At 71.8% G+C, this 14,734-nt stretch carries 14 protein-coding genes and 2 tRNA genes; 10 read left to right on the forward strand and 6 right to left on the reverse strand.

From position 1 onward, the window contains the following. From ACQCO7_RS42645 to ACQCO7_RS42660, 4 genes are all read right to left on the reverse strand, one after another. Positions 1-1,488 carry an MmgE/PrpD family protein gene (locus ACQCO7_RS42645; protein ID WP_464076888.1) on the reverse strand — a complete coding sequence of 496 codons (1,488 nt, stop codon included), beginning with the start codon at positions 1,486-1,488 and terminating at the stop codon, positions 1-3. Further along, entirely contained in the window at positions 1,485-2,468 is a 984-nt protein-coding gene (locus ACQCO7_RS42650) for a diacylglycerol/lipid kinase family protein (protein ID WP_464076889.1), read from the reverse strand. Before ACQCO7_RS42650 ends, ACQCO7_RS42645 begins: the two co-directional genes overlap by 4 nt. 49 nt (positions 2,469-2,517) lie before the next feature. Further along, positions 2,518-2,607, reverse strand: a tRNA-OTHER gene (locus ACQCO7_RS42655). A gap of 3 nt (positions 2,608-2,610) precedes the next feature. Then, positions 2,611-2,700, reverse strand: a tRNA-OTHER gene (locus ACQCO7_RS42660). 208 nt (positions 2,701-2,908) lie between these two features. Here ACQCO7_RS42660 and ACQCO7_RS42665 point away from each other — a divergent pair. Together ACQCO7_RS42665 and ACQCO7_RS42670 are read left to right on the forward strand one after the other, a co-directional pair. Next, positions 2,909-4,009, forward strand: a complete 1,101-nt coding sequence (locus ACQCO7_RS42665) for a fatty acid desaturase family protein (RefSeq protein WP_464076890.1) — start codon at positions 2,909-2,911, stop codon at positions 4,007-4,009. A gap of 139 nt (positions 4,010-4,148) precedes the next feature. After that, the gene (locus ACQCO7_RS42670; protein ID WP_464076891.1) at positions 4,149-5,564 is read left to right on the forward strand and encodes an MFS transporter; all 1,416 of its coding nucleotides are present in this window, start codon (positions 4,149-4,151) and stop codon (positions 5,562-5,564) included. Positions 5,565-5,637: 73 nt separating this feature from the next. Here the strand turns inward: ACQCO7_RS42670 and ACQCO7_RS42675 are convergent, their stop codons facing one another. Both ACQCO7_RS42675 and ACQCO7_RS42680 read right to left on the reverse strand, forming a co-directional pair. Beyond that, complete coding sequence (locus tag ACQCO7_RS42675; protein ID WP_464076892.1) at positions 5,638-5,814, reverse strand: hypothetical protein; 177 nt, start codon at positions 5,812-5,814, stop codon at positions 5,638-5,640. 22 nt (positions 5,815-5,836) lie between these two features. Continuing rightward, on the reverse strand, positions 5,837-6,817 hold the full coding sequence (locus tag ACQCO7_RS42680; RefSeq protein WP_464076893.1) for a bifunctional lysylphosphatidylglycerol flippase/synthetase MprF: 981 nt from the start codon (positions 6,815-6,817) through the stop codon (positions 5,837-5,839). A gap of 182 nt (positions 6,818-6,999) precedes the next feature. Here ACQCO7_RS42680 and ACQCO7_RS42685 point away from each other — a divergent pair, with 182 nt between their 5' ends. The 8 genes from ACQCO7_RS42685 (at position 7,000) to ACQCO7_RS42720 (ending at position 14,720) form a co-directional block, all read left to right on the forward strand. Beyond that, complete coding sequence (locus tag ACQCO7_RS42685) at positions 7,000-8,598, forward strand: aldehyde dehydrogenase family protein (protein ID WP_464076894.1); 1,599 nt, start codon at positions 7,000-7,002, stop codon at positions 8,596-8,598. Between the two features lie 33 nt (positions 8,599-8,631). Further along, complete coding sequence (locus ACQCO7_RS42690) at positions 8,632-9,771, forward strand: acyl-CoA dehydrogenase family protein (protein ID WP_464076895.1); 1,140 nt, start codon at positions 8,632-8,634, stop codon at positions 9,769-9,771. A gap of 40 nt (positions 9,772-9,811) precedes the next feature. Next, complete coding sequence (locus tag ACQCO7_RS42695) at positions 9,812-11,101, forward strand: aspartate aminotransferase family protein (RefSeq protein WP_464076896.1); 1,290 nt, start codon at positions 9,812-9,814, stop codon at positions 11,099-11,101. Between the two features lie 5 nt (positions 11,102-11,106). Then, entirely contained in the window at positions 11,107-11,601 is a 495-nt protein-coding gene (locus ACQCO7_RS42700; protein ID WP_464076897.1) for a type II toxin-antitoxin system RatA family toxin, read from the forward strand. Between the two features lie 38 nt (positions 11,602-11,639). After that, a complete protein-coding gene (locus ACQCO7_RS42705) occupies positions 11,640-12,161 on the forward strand; it encodes a hypothetical protein (protein ID WP_464076898.1) in 522 nt (173 codons plus the stop codon). Beyond that, positions 12,158-12,709: a flavin reductase family protein gene (locus tag ACQCO7_RS42710; RefSeq protein ID WP_464076899.1), complete on the forward strand. Its 552-nt coding sequence runs from the start codon at positions 12,158-12,160 to the stop codon at positions 12,707-12,709. The genes ACQCO7_RS42705 and ACQCO7_RS42710 overlap by 4 nt, the downstream gene beginning before the upstream one ends. 74 nt (positions 12,710-12,783) lie before the next feature. After that, positions 12,784-13,707: a ferritin family protein gene (locus ACQCO7_RS42715; RefSeq protein ID WP_464077435.1), complete on the forward strand. Its 924-nt coding sequence runs from the start codon at positions 12,784-12,786 to the stop codon at positions 13,705-13,707. Further along, on the forward strand, positions 13,704-14,720 hold the full coding sequence (locus ACQCO7_RS42720; protein ID WP_464076900.1) for a beta-ketoacyl-ACP synthase III: 1,017 nt from the start codon (positions 13,704-13,706) through the stop codon (positions 14,718-14,720). The genes ACQCO7_RS42715 and ACQCO7_RS42720 overlap by 4 nt, the downstream gene beginning before the upstream one ends. Positions 14,721-14,734: the final 14 nt, after the last annotated feature.

The raw sequence follows: 14,734 nt of genomic DNA on the forward strand, positions 1-14,734 counted from the left end.
TCAGCGGGGTGCCAGCGCCGCGTCGAGCCAGTCGCGCAACTGTCCCGCATCCATCCCGCCGAGCCCGCAGGCCCCCTTGGCGGTGTCCGGGTCGCCGCCGAGGGACACGAACTTCTCCCGCACCAGCTCGTCGTGGCGGGCCCTGGTGTGCGGGCCGGCGGCACCCAGCGGGACGAGGCGTTCACGAGTGAACGCCCGGCCGTCCCGCAGCCGCACCGTGACGCGGGCGCCGGTCGCCTTGGTGGCGGCCGTGAAGTCGGGCTCGGGCGGCCCGGCGGCGGCGAGCGCCGTGCGGGCGGTCTCAGGTCCGGCGAACTCCCGCAGCCAGGGTTCGGCGGCGGCGCCCGCCCGGCGCAGGGCGGCGCCGAACGGCGCGGCCGACGCGAACAGTTCCCGGGTGAAGGCGGGATCATGGGTGAGCCGGACGAGCTGCGCGAGCTGACGGCGGCGCGGGTCCGCGAGAGCGGGCCGCTCGAAGTCGGCGACCGTCAGGCCGCCGGTGAGCAGGGCCGTGGCGACCGGGTAGGGGGTGTGCAGCACGAGCGCGCCCAACGGGGCGTCCGGCCCGGTGACGTAGCGGTCGGCGCGGCGGCCGGCGTACAGGGTGTAGAGGGACGCCTCCACGAGTACCTCCGCCACGGCGGCCGGGTCCAACGGGCCGACGGCCGGGAGCAGTTCGCCGTGGAGGTCGATGGCGCAGTCGACGGCCGCGTCGATGCCGGGGCCGCCGGGGCGCATCTTGAAGGACAACGTGTCGGTGTGCCATCGGCGGCCCAGGCCGTCGGTGACCTCGTCCGGCAGCGGCACCGTGGCCAGCGCGGCGAGGAAGCCGTCGGGATGTTCCAGCAGGTCGGGTGCGCCATGCAGGCCGGCTGCCGCCGCGTCGCAGGCGTCCATGCCGGCCCGCACCGGCGTGAGGGCGTTGAGAAGACGGGCGTCACTGGCCAGGAAGGCCCGCATCAGCGGCCGGTGCGGCATCGCGAGAGCCAGCCCCAGCGCGTCGGTCCAGCGCCTCGGATCGGTGACGCCCTCGCAGTGCAGCCTGCCGCAGACGGCACCCACCAGATGGGTGTGGACCGCGCTCTGCCCGCGCAACGGCCCGAGGGTCGCGGCGGCGGTGATCCGTGCCGCGCACTCGGTGGCCGCGACGACCGCCGTGAGCAGCGCCGCGCCGGTCAGCCGGCGGGCCCGCGCGAAGGCGAGCGGGACGGCGACCGTCGAGTTGGACAGGTGGCCGGCGTAGGCGGTGTCGTCCAGGTTGAGCCAGGACCCGAGGCCGGCCAGCACACAGGCGCCCTGCCGGGCATCGGGCTGGAACGGCTCCCCGAAGGCGGCGACCATACGGGCGCCCAGCGGATGGGCGGCCCCGGCCCGGATCGACGCGGCCTGGGACAGGATCTGGCTCGCGGCCAGGGCGCGGACCCGCTCCGGGATGTCGTCGTAGGTCAGCCCGGCGGCCCACGCGCACAGTTCCTCCAGAGGTGTCACGCCCGCTCCCGCGCCGGGGCGGTGGCGAGTACGGCGCTGTCGGCGCCCCACACCGGCAGCGCGCCGGCCAGCACGTCGAAGGTGAGGCGGCCGAGCCTCGGCGGCTGGAGGTTGCCGTCGTACTCGAAGCACAGGGGTACGCCGTCCAGCCGCTCCACGACGATCCGGCGCCCGCGGCCGTAGTGGACGCCCGGCAGGCCGAGGTGGTCGGCCCGACGGGTGAGCTCGGGGACCTCGTGCGGGGAGACGGGCGAGCCGATCACACACACGTCGAGGAGTCCGTCGTCCAGTTCCGAGTGCGGGAGCACCTGGTAGCGGCCCCCGCGGAAGCGTCCGCCGCCGACGTTGGCGAGCACGGTGGGGCCTTCGTGGAGGACGGTGCCGTCGACGGTGACCCGGCCGGGGTACGGCGCGAAGGCGTCGGCCGCGTCCTGGAACGCCCTGGTGTAGCGGTCGCGACCGGTCTCCGGGAGGTGGCGGGCGACCCGCAGGGCGTCGGCGATGACCCCGGTGCAGGCACCGAGGAACACGCGGGCACCCGTCTCGGTGAGGTGCGCCAGGTCCAGCCGGCGCAGCCGGGCGCCGTGCCCGGGGCCCTCCAGCACGGTACGCAGGGCGGTCCGCCAGGAGTGCTCGGCCCACAGCATCTTGTACCCGGAGTTGCCGGTGCCGGCGGGGACGATGGCCAGGGCGGGGGCGGCCGGGGCCGTGCCGAGACCGGCGACGACCTCGTGGACCGTGCCGTCGCCGCCCACCGCGACGACCAGGTCCGGCCGCGGGTGCCCGGCGGTGCCCTCGCTCGCGGCGCGGACCGCCGAGGCGGCGTCGCCCCGGCCGGCGGTACGGTGCAGGCGCACGTCAGGCACGTGCGCCGCGCACAGGGCGAGCACATCCGCCGTCAGACTCTCACTCGTGGTGCCCGCAGCGGGATTGGCGACGACGAGCACGCTCCGTACGGGCGCCTCGGATTCCTCGATCATGAATACGCTCCGAATGCCGATGAGATGGACAACGGCGCCCGACAGCGAGCGGAGAGGGCAGGATTCGAACCTGCGCAGGCGGGTGTGCCACCCGACCGGGTCGCCCCGGTCCCCGTTGAGCCGCTCCGGGCACCTCTCCAAGCGGAGAGGGCAGGATTCGAACCTGCGCAGGCGGGTGTACCACCCGACCGGGTCGCCCCGGTCCCCGATAAACCACTCCGGGCACCTCTCCAGCGATCTCGGAACCGGTTTTCTTTCGCCCCGGTCCCGTTCACGAGGACAACTCTGCCGGACCCTTCTGACGTCTTGCTGATATACGCCTGACGGCATCGAAAAGGGAATGCGTCAGGATGCAATCAGGTGGCTGTCAGGCTTTTCGCCGAAGCTGAAATTCCGCACGCCTCATACGACGGAACCATCTCGCGCGAGGGGACCCAGGCATGAATCCTTCCTTTGACGACGCCTTGCCAGGACAACGGGGCCTCCCGACCGGGTCACGCCGAGCGGGCGGGGGCGACAAGGCCGTCGGCGCGTCGGCGACGTTCGCCGAACTGCTCCAGCGCGTCAAGGCGGAGGGCCTGCTCGATCTGGCCCCGGGCTACTACTCCTTCCGCCTCACACTGAACGCCGCCGTCTTCGCCGTCGGCCTCTTCGCGTTCTTCACCCTCGGCGACTCCTGGCTCCAGCTCCTGGTGGCCGTATGGATGGGCCTGAGCGGCGGCCAGAGCGCCTTCATGTGGCACGACGCCGGCCACAAGGCCATGTTCCGCAGGCGCCGCCCCGCCGACATCGTCGGCTACATCCACGGGAACCTGGTCAACGGGGTCAGCTACGGCTGGTGGGTCAACCACCACAACCGGCACCACTCCCACCCCAACCACCTGGACATGGACCCGGACATCGCCCGGCGCACCATCATCTTCGACATCAACCAGTACGCGAGCCGCAAGGGCCGGCAGAAGCTCGTCGTCCGCTACCAGAGCGTGCTGTTCTTCGTGCTCCTCGTGCTGGAGGCGTACAAGATACAGAAGACCGCGGTGCAGATGATCGCCCGGCGCGAGGTGCCCCGCCCGGTCCTGGAGGCCACCCTGATCGCGGCCCGCGCGGCGATCTACCTCACGCTCGTGTTCACCGTCCTGCCGCCGCTGCTGGGCGTGGCCTTCATCGTGGTCCAGAACGCCGTCCTGGGCGTGTACCTGGGTCTGATGTTCGCGCCGAACCACAAGGGCATGGAACTGCGCGAGGGTGAGGAGGAGACCCTGGACTGGCTGGCCCGCCAGGTGCTGACCTCCCGCAACATCCGCCCGTCCGTGGTCATCGACTTCTTCTACGGCGGGCTCAACTACCAGGTCGAGCACCACCTGTTCCCGTCGATGCCGCAGAAGAACCTGGCGCGGGCCCGCGAGCTGACACGCGCCTACTGCGCGGAGCGCGGGATGCCCTACCACGAGGTCGGTTTCTGGACCTCGTACAAGGAGGTCGCCTCCTTCCTGCACGAGGTCAGCGCGCCTGTACGGCAGGGGACGGCCCAGACTGCCTGACCCCGGCCCGCCCGGCCCGGCTTCGGCGCCCGCCGCCGACGCCGGGCCTCGGTACGTCCCGGACCCGCCCCGCGTCCCCGCAGCACGGCGCCGGTCGCGGGTCCTGGCACTCACCCACCCCGAGAGGAGCCCCTTCGCCATGTCCGAGAAGTCAGCCAGAGTGATCCCGGCTTCGGGTGCCGACGGGCACCGCCTGTCCGTGGGCGAGCGGCTCGACAGGCTGCCCGTTCTCCCGTCCCACCACCGGCTCACCGGTGTCATCGGGGTCGGCCTGCTGTTCGACATGTACGAGAACAACCTGTCCGGTGTGCTGTCGAAGGTGCTACAGGCCGACTTCGCGCTCACCGGCACCACACTGAAGCTGGTGCTGGCGTCCGCGTTCCTCGGCCAGTTCCTCGGCGCGATCGTGCTCGGCCGCTTCGCCGACCGGTTCGGCAGGCGGCGGGCCTTCCTGCTCAACCTGGCGCTGTACTCGGGTGCTTCGCTCGCCGGCGCGTTCGCGCCGTCGGTGGCCTGGCTGGTGGCCCTGCGTTTCGTGGCGGGTATCGGCATCGGGGCGGAGCAGTCGCTGACCGACAGCTACCTCGCCGACGTCCTGCCCGCCCGTCACCGCGGCCGGCTCATCGCGTGGACGTACACCATCGGCTTCTGCGGGGTGCCCGCGGTGGGCCTGCTCGCGGTGTGGCTGGTGCCGCTCAGTCCGCTCGGCATCGCCGGCTGGCGCTGGCTGTTCCTGTTCGGCGGACTCGGCTCGGCGGCGGTGTGGGTGCTGCGCCGGGGGCTGTTCGAGTCGCCTCGCTGGCTCGCGGCGGTCGGCCGTACCCGGGAGGCGGAGGAGATCACCGCGCGGCTCGAGGCGGAGGCGGGGCCGTCGTACGTGACCGGGTCCGGGGACGCCGGTGCGGGGGAGAAGGAGGAGCGCCCGCCGGCCGCTTCGTCCGGGCGCGGCATGCTGCGGACGCTGTTCTCCCCGCCGTACCGGCGGCGCACGGTGATGCTGTGGGTGTTCTGTCTGCTGTCCACGGTCGGCTACTACGGCTTCGGCACGCTGGCTCCGCAGGTGCTGGCGGCCAAGGGGTACGGCATCGTGGCCGGGCTCGGGTACACGGCCGTGTCGTTCTTCGGATACCCGGTGGGCTCGCTGCTGGCGGCGCTGCTGATGGACCGCGTCGAGCGGAAGGTGCTGGTGGCGGTGTCGGCGTGTGCCATGGCCGCGTCCGGGCTCGGCTTCGCGTTCGCCGGCTCGGGTGTCTGGGTGGTGGTCTTCGGCTTCGCCTACACGCTGCTGAGCAACGTCTTCTCGGCCGCCTCGCACGTTCTGCTGGCGGAGCAGTACCCGACGGCGATCCGGGCCGGCGCCTCCGGACTGGCCTACTCGCTGTCGAAGCTGACCGCGGCGGCCCTGCCGTTCCTGCTGCTGCCGCTGCTGGACGCCGGCGGCGCGGGCCTGCTGTTCACGGTGATCGCGGGCGCGATGGCCGTGCTGGCGCTGGACGTCGCCGTCCTCGGGGACCGCACGACCGGCCGTCCGGTGGACGTGGTTCCCACCCGCTGAGCGCACAACTGTGGCGGGGGTCCCCTGTCGGAAGGGGACCCCCGCCACAGCCGTACGCGAGACCTGGAGGAGGTCAGCCGAGCCGCTCCTCGGCCAGCCGGGCGTCCAGGAGCCGGACCGCCTGATCGGCGTTGCGGGCGATCTCCTCGTCGTCCGGGGCTCCGATGACGGCCATGAGGTACTCGACCATGGAGTGGCGCAGTTCGTCGGTGCTCCTGGTGGGCTGAGCGGTGCTCGTCTCGGTGGACATGGGTCTCTCCCTGGGATCGTTGTCAGAAGGAGTTGCAGGCGCGGAAGATGTGCGCGAAGGACGGCAGCGACGCCTGCCCCTGGAAGGCGACGTACTCCGGGATGCTCAGCTCGGGCCCCCACTTCTCCTTGTAGGCGAGCTGGGTCTGCGCCGGGTAGAGGGCGCCGCCCTCGGCCCACAGGAACTGCATGAGCCAGCTGAAGGCCGGGCTGTGGCCGGGCAGTTCCGCGTCCGCGTCGAGCCCGGTGAACGGGGTGAAGCCGAAGTGCAGCCACTCGGTGCCCTCGGCCCGGAAGACCTCGATCGCGTGCGCGTTGACGGCTTCCATCAGTCCGGGTGAGCCGCCGGGCAGACGGCGGCTGAGGTCGTGCATCCAGCCCGCCCGGTCGCCGTAGACCGGGGAGTAGGAGATGTAGGCCACCGGTTCGCCCTCGATGGTGCCGAGGAAGAGCCGGCGGTGTTCCTGCGCCGGGCCGCCGATCTGGCCGACGAGGAACTCCAGCGGCCGGACGTTCTCGCCCTTCGACCTGAGCCAGGGGCCGTCGATGTGCTCGATGGCGTCCCCCCAGTTCGCGGCGTCCACCTCCTGGACCGTCAGGCCGTTGCGCAGCGCGCGGGAGATCTTGTTGCGCAGTTGCATGTACTTCGTCCCGCGCAGGCTGAACTCCGGGAGCTGTACGGCCCAGGAGGCGCCGATCTGGTTGACGGTGAAGCCGTGGCGGACGTGGATCTCGGCGTCGGAGCGCTGGAGCTGCACCCCCACCACCAGCAGCTCCTGCTGCCGGGTGTGTTCGAGGAAGGCGTCGAGGAGGCGCTCGTAGGTCTCGGGCGGGGCGAACGGGCCGCCGAACTGGACGGCGTACTTCCCGGTCCGCCGGTAGAACACGGCACCGTCGGTGCCGGGCAGCGTGAACACCTCCTTGTCGTCGTTCATCGCCAGGAAAGCGCTGGGGTTCTCCGCCTGGGTCCAGTTCCTGATGGCATGCAGAAGAATTTTGGACATGGGGAAATTAGAGCAGACATCAATTCGCCGCGGAAAGGGGCGGCGAGGTGGAATCGGGAGAACGTCAGACCAGGGTCAGCGGTGCGTCAGGACCGCGTCAGAGAGCACTGGGACACTATTTTCCGAGCAGGCTGCACGAGAAATTTGACAGCAATACGGAGGCGTATTCTATGGGGCGGCCGATGCATGCTTCGGAAAAGCGCAGTTATCGACTCTACATCGGTGGCAAGGATGTGGAGAGCGAGCACTGGGTGTACACGGTCAGCTCGCGTTCTCTGCTGGAGGACGTCTTCACGAGCGTCAGCCTGAAGCGTGAACTGGAGCGGAATCCGGAGTCGGAGGCGGCGAACCATCCCTACGTGGCCGGCCGGTGCGCGGTCGCGAGCGACGCGGACATCGACCGGGCCGCCGCCGCGGCAGCCGAGGCGGCCCCGGTGTGGGCGGCGGTCCCGCTGGCGGAGCGGATGCGGCTGGGCACCTTGTTCCGCGAGGAACTCCTCAGCCGCCAGGACGAGTTCACCGAGATGCTGATGCTGGAGGGCCACCCGGTCAAACTCGCCCGCTGGGAGCTGAGCTGTCTGCTCCAGGTCTACAGCGAGGAGAGCCTGGGCTGGTACCGGCAGCGGATGCACACCGAGTTCGAGCACGGCCCGCGGCGGCTGATCGTGCGCCGCCAGCCCGATGGCGTGGTCGCCTTCAACCCGCCGCAGAACGCCCCCGCTCCCAGCGCCGCCCTGGCCGTGCTCGCCGTGATGGCGGGCAACGCGGTGGTGGTGCGGGCGCCGCGCAGCATCGCGCTGAGCACGATGTGGCTGATGCGGGACGTGGTGGCGCCGCTGCTCGACCGGGTGGGCGCGCCGCCGGGGGTGCTCAACGCGATCTGCGGCAATCCCCGCCAGACGCTGGACCGCTGGCTGGAGGACCCGCTGATCGACGACATCTTCTACATCGGCGGCAGCCAGGAGGGCCTGCGCTTCCAGGAGCAGTGCGTGGCCCGCGGCAAGAAGCCGATCCTCGAACTGGCCGGCAACGACGGCATCGTGGTGTGGAAGGACGCCGACGTGACGCGGGCGGCGCAGGCGATCTCGGAGGCGTTCTACGGCTCCGGTCAGATCTGCATGGTGCCCAACTACGTGCTGGCGCATCCCGAGATCGCCGACCGGCTGATCGCGGAGGTCGCCCGGCGGGCGGAGGCGATCCGCCCCGGCTACCCGGAGGACCCGGAGGTGCTGCTGTCCCCGGTGCGCCGCAGCGAGCGCTTCTTCGCCCTGCTCCAGCAGGCCCTGGACCAGGGCGCCGAGCTCGTCACCGGCGGCAGCCGGGCCGAGGTCGACGGGACCCCCTCGGACACGGGCGTCTTCCTCCAGCCGACCGTGCTGCGGGTGGAGGGCCTGACCGAGGCCCGCAAGTACGACGTGGTCCGCGACGAGACGTTCTTCCCGCTGCTGCCGATCGTGGTGCCCGAGCAGGGCGGTGACGACGAGCTGCGCGAGCGGATGATCGCGTTCGTCAACTCCAACGAATACGGCCTGCGCAACTCGCTGTGGGCCGGCTCGCAGGACATCGTCGACGCCTTCGTGCGCCGGGTGGGCAACGGCGGCCTGCTGAAGGTCAACGACTCGCACATCGGCTTCCTGCCCTATCTGCCGAGTCACGGCGGCACCGGCCTGACCGGTGGTGCCTTCGGCGAGGCCAACTACCCGATGCTCAAGACCTCGCACCTCCAAGGGGTGAGCATCGCGCGGGACGTCAGTCCGCTAGAGGCGGTCTTCGGCTCCTGATCACTGCCCCCTAACCTCCCTCGGAGATCTGCCATGCGATCCCTGAACCTCGCACGAGACGTGTGTGAACGCCATCACCCGGGCCTCCTCGCGGCGCTGGAGGCCATCCCCTTCGACCGGCGCGAGGCAGCGGGCTCCCCGGTCACCGCGCTGCTGCGCGAGCACGGCGGTCCGGGGCTGCTGGTGCCGCACGAGTACGGCGGAGCCGGCGCCGGCATCCTCGACGCGATCTTGGTGCAGCGGGCCGTGGGCTCGGTGTCACCGTCGCTCGCGGCGGCCGGCGCGATGCATCACTTCACGGTCGCCATGCTGTTCGAACTCGCCGGTGACGCGGGACGCCTGACGCCCGCGCAGACGAAGCTGCTGCACGGCATCGCCCCGGAGCGGCTGCTGCTGGCCTCCGGCTGGGCGGAGGGCCGTACCCAGCAGAACATCCTGATCCCGTCGGTGACCGCCACCCCCACCGAGGGCGGCTACCTCCTCAACGGCGTCAAGAAGCCGTGCAGCCTGGCCCGTTCCATGGACCTGCTCACGGCGAGCATCGCGGTTCCCGGGGCGGACGGCGCCCCGGAACTGGCTCTGGCACTGCTGCCCGCCGACTCCGACGGCGTCTCGGTGGCGCCCTTCTGGAGCAACGAGGTGCTGGCGGGGGCGGAGAGCGACGAGGTGCGGCTGACCGACGTGTTCGTGCCGCACGATCTCGTCGTACGGACCGTGCCGGAGGCCCCGCACCTGCTGGACGACCTCCAGACGACCGGGTTCATCTGGTTCGAGCTGCTGATCTCGGCGGGCTACACCGGGGCCGCGAGCGCCCTCGCCGCCACCGTGCTGGAGCGCGGGCGCGGCGCGGTGGGCGAGCGCGCGGCGCTCGCGGTCCGCGCCGAGTCGTCCTTCGCCCTCCTGGAAGGCGCCGCCCGCGCCGTACGGGACGGCCTGGAGGGCGAGGCCGCCGTGGCGGCGGTGCTCGTGGCCCGGTACGCCGCCCAGGAGACCCTCGTCCAGGTCGCCGACCAGGCCCTGGAGCTCCTCGGTGGCATCGACTTCATCCGGGGCGGCGAGCACACCCGGCTCGCCGACTCGGTCCGCCCGCTCCTGTTCCACCCTCCGGGCCGGGCGTCCGCGGCCGAACCGCTGCTCCAGTGGTTCACCGGCGGCGCCCTGGAACTGTCATGACCACGCTCATCCCCTGTACCGGCGTCACAGGAGTCACCGCATGACCACCACCGCACAGCCCCCGGCCGCCCACACCCTGTCCGAGGAGCACTGCCTCGACCTGTACCGGGCGCACCTGAGCAAGGGCCGGGCCACCGTCGCCGAGCTCTTCGGCAGCCATATGGAGGTCGAGTCCTCCGGCGCCTGGCTCACCACGAGCGACGGCGAGCGCTTCCTCAACGCCGGCGGCTACGGCGTGTTCCTCATGGGCGCACGCCATCCCCTCGTCATCGAGGCCGTCGAACGCCAGCTGCACCGCCACCCGGTGGCCACGCGCATCCTGCTGGAGCCCACCGTCGCCCAGGCGGCCGAGGCGCTGGTGTCGGTGATGCCGGCCGGCCTGGACCGGGTGCACTTCGCGCTGTCCGGCACCGAGGCGGTCGAGGCCGGACTCAAACTGGCCCGCGCGAGCGGCCGGCGCCGTACGGTCGCGATGCACGGCGGCTACCACGGCAAGACCATGGGCGCGCTGTCGGCGACCGCGAAAAAGGTCTACCAGGACCCCTTCCGCCCGCTCCTGCCCGACTTCACCCACATCCCGTACGGCGACACCGACGCCCTGCGTGAGCAACTGGCCGCGCATCCCGGCGAGGTCTGCGTGATCCTGGAGCCGGTCCAGGGAGAGGGCGGCGTGATCATCCCGCCCAAGGGCTACCTGAAACAGGTCGAGGCGCTCGTCCGCGAGTACGACGGATTCCTCGTCCTCGACGAGGTGCAGTCCGGATTCGGGCGGCTCGGCGAGTGGTGGGGCGCCGACATCGAGGGCATCACGCCGGACGTCCTGCTGGCCGGCAAGGCACTCGGCGGGGGAGTGGCGCCGGTGTCCGCCGTCGTCGCCACCCGCAAGGCGTTCCGCCCCTTCGACAAGGACCCCTACATCCACACCGGCACCTTCTCCGGGCAGCCGCTCCTGATGGCCGCCGTCCAGGGGGCGATCCGGGCGGTGCAGGAGGAACGCCTGGTCACGCGCTCGATGGAGCTGGGCGCCCGCCTGCTGCCCCGGATCACCGAGATCGCCCGCCGCAACCTGCCCGGCCTGCTGGTCGAGGTGCGCGGCCAGGGCCTGCTGATCGGCGTGGAACTGGTCGAGGCGGGGCTGGCCGGCGAGCTGCTGATCGAACTGTTCAACCACGGAGTGGTGGCCAACCACTCGATGAACGGCAGCTCCGTGGTGCGCTTCACCCCGCCCGCGATCCTCACCGACGCGGACGTGAACCATCTTCTCGACTCCTTCGACAAGGCGACCCGCGACCTGGTCAGCGGCTCCGCCACGATGCCGGAAAGGCGGTAGCGACCGTGCGACAGGTGACCCTTGAGGCGCTGGTGCCCGCGCAGTCGGCCGAGGACGTCTTCCACGCCGTACGGCGCTGGGAGCGCTACCCCGAGCTGGCCCCGCACGTGGAGGCGACCACCGTGCACGCCACCCACCCCGACCAGGACGGCTCCTCCAGCTGGGAACTGCACTTCCGCAGCGGCCTGCTGCGCTGGACCGAGCGCGACGAGTTCCTCGTCGACGCGCTGGAGATCCGCTTCGAGCAGACCGACGGCGACTTCGACTCCTTCCAGGGCACCTGGAGCCTGGTCCAGGAGGGCGCGGACGTCCGTCTGCGGTTCGCCGCCGACTTCGACTTCGGCATCCCGAGCCTGGAGGGAATCCTCGACCCGATCGCCGAGCGGGTGATCCGGGAGACCGTCGCCTGGGCCGTCACCGGGATGTTCCCCGGCACCGAGGTCGTCGGCGAACACCACGAGCCGGACGGCCGGGCCGCCGAGGTGCCCGCCACCGCATGACGTGATCCGCCCGACGGACCTTCGGCAGGAGACAGAGCATGGACCAGGCGAACCCGTTCGAGACCCCCCGCACCTACTCCCTGCACCGCGCCGAGTACCTGGTCGGATTCGCGGTGTCGACCGGACTGATCATCGCGCACCTCGGAGACATCCGGTGGCTGCCCTTCATCGGGCTCTTCCTCTACATCGACCTCATCGGCTACATCCCGGGCGCGATCGCCTTCAAACGCGCCGGCGGGCGGCCCATATCCAAGACGTACTACGTCCTCTACAACGTGATGCACAGCCTGATCACCCAGGCCGCCGTGATCGGCCTGTGGATCTGGCTCGTCGGGCCCGAGTGGGCGCTGCTGGCGATCCCCTTCCACCTCTTCGGCGACCGGGGCCTGTTCGGCAACTTCATGAAATCGTTCGCGCTGCCCTTCGAACCGGTCCGGCAGGACGGCTATCTGCGGCTCCTGGACGACCTGGGCCTCGCGCACCCCAAGCCGGCCGGGCACGCCACGCACGAGGGCGAGCCGGCTCCGGTGGGCCACCTCCCCGCGCGGGCCGGACGATGAGGGCCGACGCCGCGCCCGCCGTGAGACGCCTCGCCGCACCCGTCACCGTCCTGACGGTCTGCCACCAGGGGCAGGTGCACGGCACCATGGTCTCCTCCCTCACGACCGTCTCATCGACCCCCCTGCTGCTGGCCGCGAGCCTGCGCGAAGGCTCCCACCTCGCCCATCTGGCCCTCGCCGAAGGGCGCTTCGCGGTCAACGTGCTCAGCGGCGGCCAGCAGCCGGTGGCCCGGCGGTTCGCGGACGAGGGCCCTACGGCGGACAGCTCCCCGTTCGAGGAGCTCGGCTGGCGGCCCGACCGCTACTCCGGCGCCCCACTGCTCGACGGCGCGCTCGCGCACTACGCCTGCCGGGTGCGCGGCAGCTTCCCCGTGGGCGACCACGAGGTGCTGCTCGGCCTGGTGGTACGGGCCCACGGCGGCCCCCGCGGAGTGCCGCTGCTCGCCTACGACGGCGAGCTGTGCGCGGGCGGCCCCGACCCGGACCTGGCGTACGTGCCGGACTTTTCCGTGACCCACCCGAAAGAGAAGGAAGGCGCAGCACTGTGAGCATCGACGACACCGACCGGGCCGTCGCCCCGGAAGCCGGCTGGGACACCGCTCCCGGACTCCTGGACGGCGCCATGCAGCTCACGCTCGGCCCGGACGACTGCGATCTGGCCTACTGGATCACCTCGGTCGCCCAGGGCACCCTGAAGGACCGGGGAGTGACGGGGCATCACGCGAACGCCCAGGTCCCCGACTTCCTCAAGCAGCCCGGGAACCCGCTGCGCGAGGCGCTCATCCTGGAGTTCGGCTACCGGGGCGTGTCCGAGGAGATCGCCACCCGCCTGCTCGCCCCCTACGTCGAAATCGCCCCCGGCATCGCGGAGATGGAGTTCTACGCGACCCAACTGCTCGACGAGGCCCGGCACGCCCGGGTGTTCCGGGGCCACCTGGTCGAGCTGGGCCTGCCGGAGAAGACACTCCTGCGTGACATCGAGGAGATGGCCGCCGACTACCGGCGCCGGGTGCTGCGGCCGGTGGAGGAGTTCACCCTCGACATCGTGCGCGACAAGAAGGACTTCGCGGGCGGCGTCGCGGTGTTCTGCATCGTCATCGAAGGCGTGCTCGCGCCGGCCGCCGAGCTGAGCGAGCGCAAGTGGGGCCCGCTCTCCCCGGCGACCAGCGAGATCTCCCGGGGCACCTCGATCGACGAGATCCGCCATCTGACCGTGGCCAGCACCATCCTCAAGGACCACCTCGCGGCGCACCCCGAATCCCGGGACCGGATCGTGGAGATCATCCAGGCCGGCGTGAGGATGTGGGACGAGGTCCCCGACCGGGAGTTCGTGATCCACCGCGAGGAACTCTTCCAGGAGGGCATGGCCGCGCGGGCGGACCTGATCGGCGACTACGAGATCTGGCCCGGCACCCGCATGCTCGACACCACCGCCGAGCAGCGCTACGACATGGCGGAGCGGTGGACCGAGCAGATGGCCGAGGTCCGCATGGCCTACATGGGCCTGCCGCCGGAGCTGCTGGGCGGCGCCGGGAGCGCCGCATGAGCGGTGCCGCGGCCGGGCGGGGGGCGGTGATAGCGGGCCTCGGCTGCTATCTGCCGCCCGACGTGGTGACCAACGAGGACCTGACCCGCCGGCTGGACACCTCCGACGCGTGGATCCGCTCCCGCACGGGAATCGCCAGCCGTCACATGGTCGCCCCCGGAGTCGCCACCTCGGACCTCGCCGTTCAGGCGGGACAGCGGGCGCTGGACGCCGCGGGCGGCGGCGCGGACGCCGTGGTGCTCGCCACCACCACCCCCGACCGGCCGTGCCCGGCGACCGCCCCCGACGTGGCCGACCGGCTCGGACTGCGCGGCGTCGGCGCCTTCGACGTGGCGGCGGTGTGCAGCGGCTTCCTGTACGGGCTCGCGAGCGCCGCGGGGCTGATCGCCGCCGGCACCGCGCGGCGGGTCCTGCTGATCGCGGCCGACGCGTTCACCACGATCATCGATCCCACCGACCGGGGCACCGCGGTGATCTTCGCCGACGGCGCGGGCGCGGTCGTGCTGCGCGCCGGCGACCCGGCCGAGCCCGGTGCGGTCGGCCGGGTGGTGCTGGGCAGCGACGGCGGCCTGAGCAGACTGATCGAGGTACCGGCGGGCGGGTCGCGCCAGCGCGGCTCCGGGGCCGCGGCAGCGCCGGGCGAGGAGTACTTCCGGATGGCGGGCCGCGAGGTGTACCGGCACGCCGTGGCGCGGATGACCGAGTCGTCCCGGCTGGCCGCCGGGGCGGCGGGCTGGGACGGCCCGCAGGACGCGGACCGTTTCGCCGCGCACCAGGCGAACGCCCGCATCCTGACCACCGTCGCCGACGACCTGGGCATCCCGCCCGAGCGGCGGCTGTCCAACATCGAACACGTGGGCAACACCGGCGGCGCGTCGCTCGCGGTGCTGCTCGCGCAGGCCGCCGCCGAGGGCACGCTGAAGCCCGGCCACCGGCTGCTCGCGACCGCGTTCGGCGGCGGCCTGGCCTGGGGGGCGACCGCCCTGGTCTGGCCCGAGGTCGCTTCCCTCTGATCCTCATCGCACGC

The sequence above is a fragment of the Streptomyces saintjeani genome (assembly GCF_055409605.1).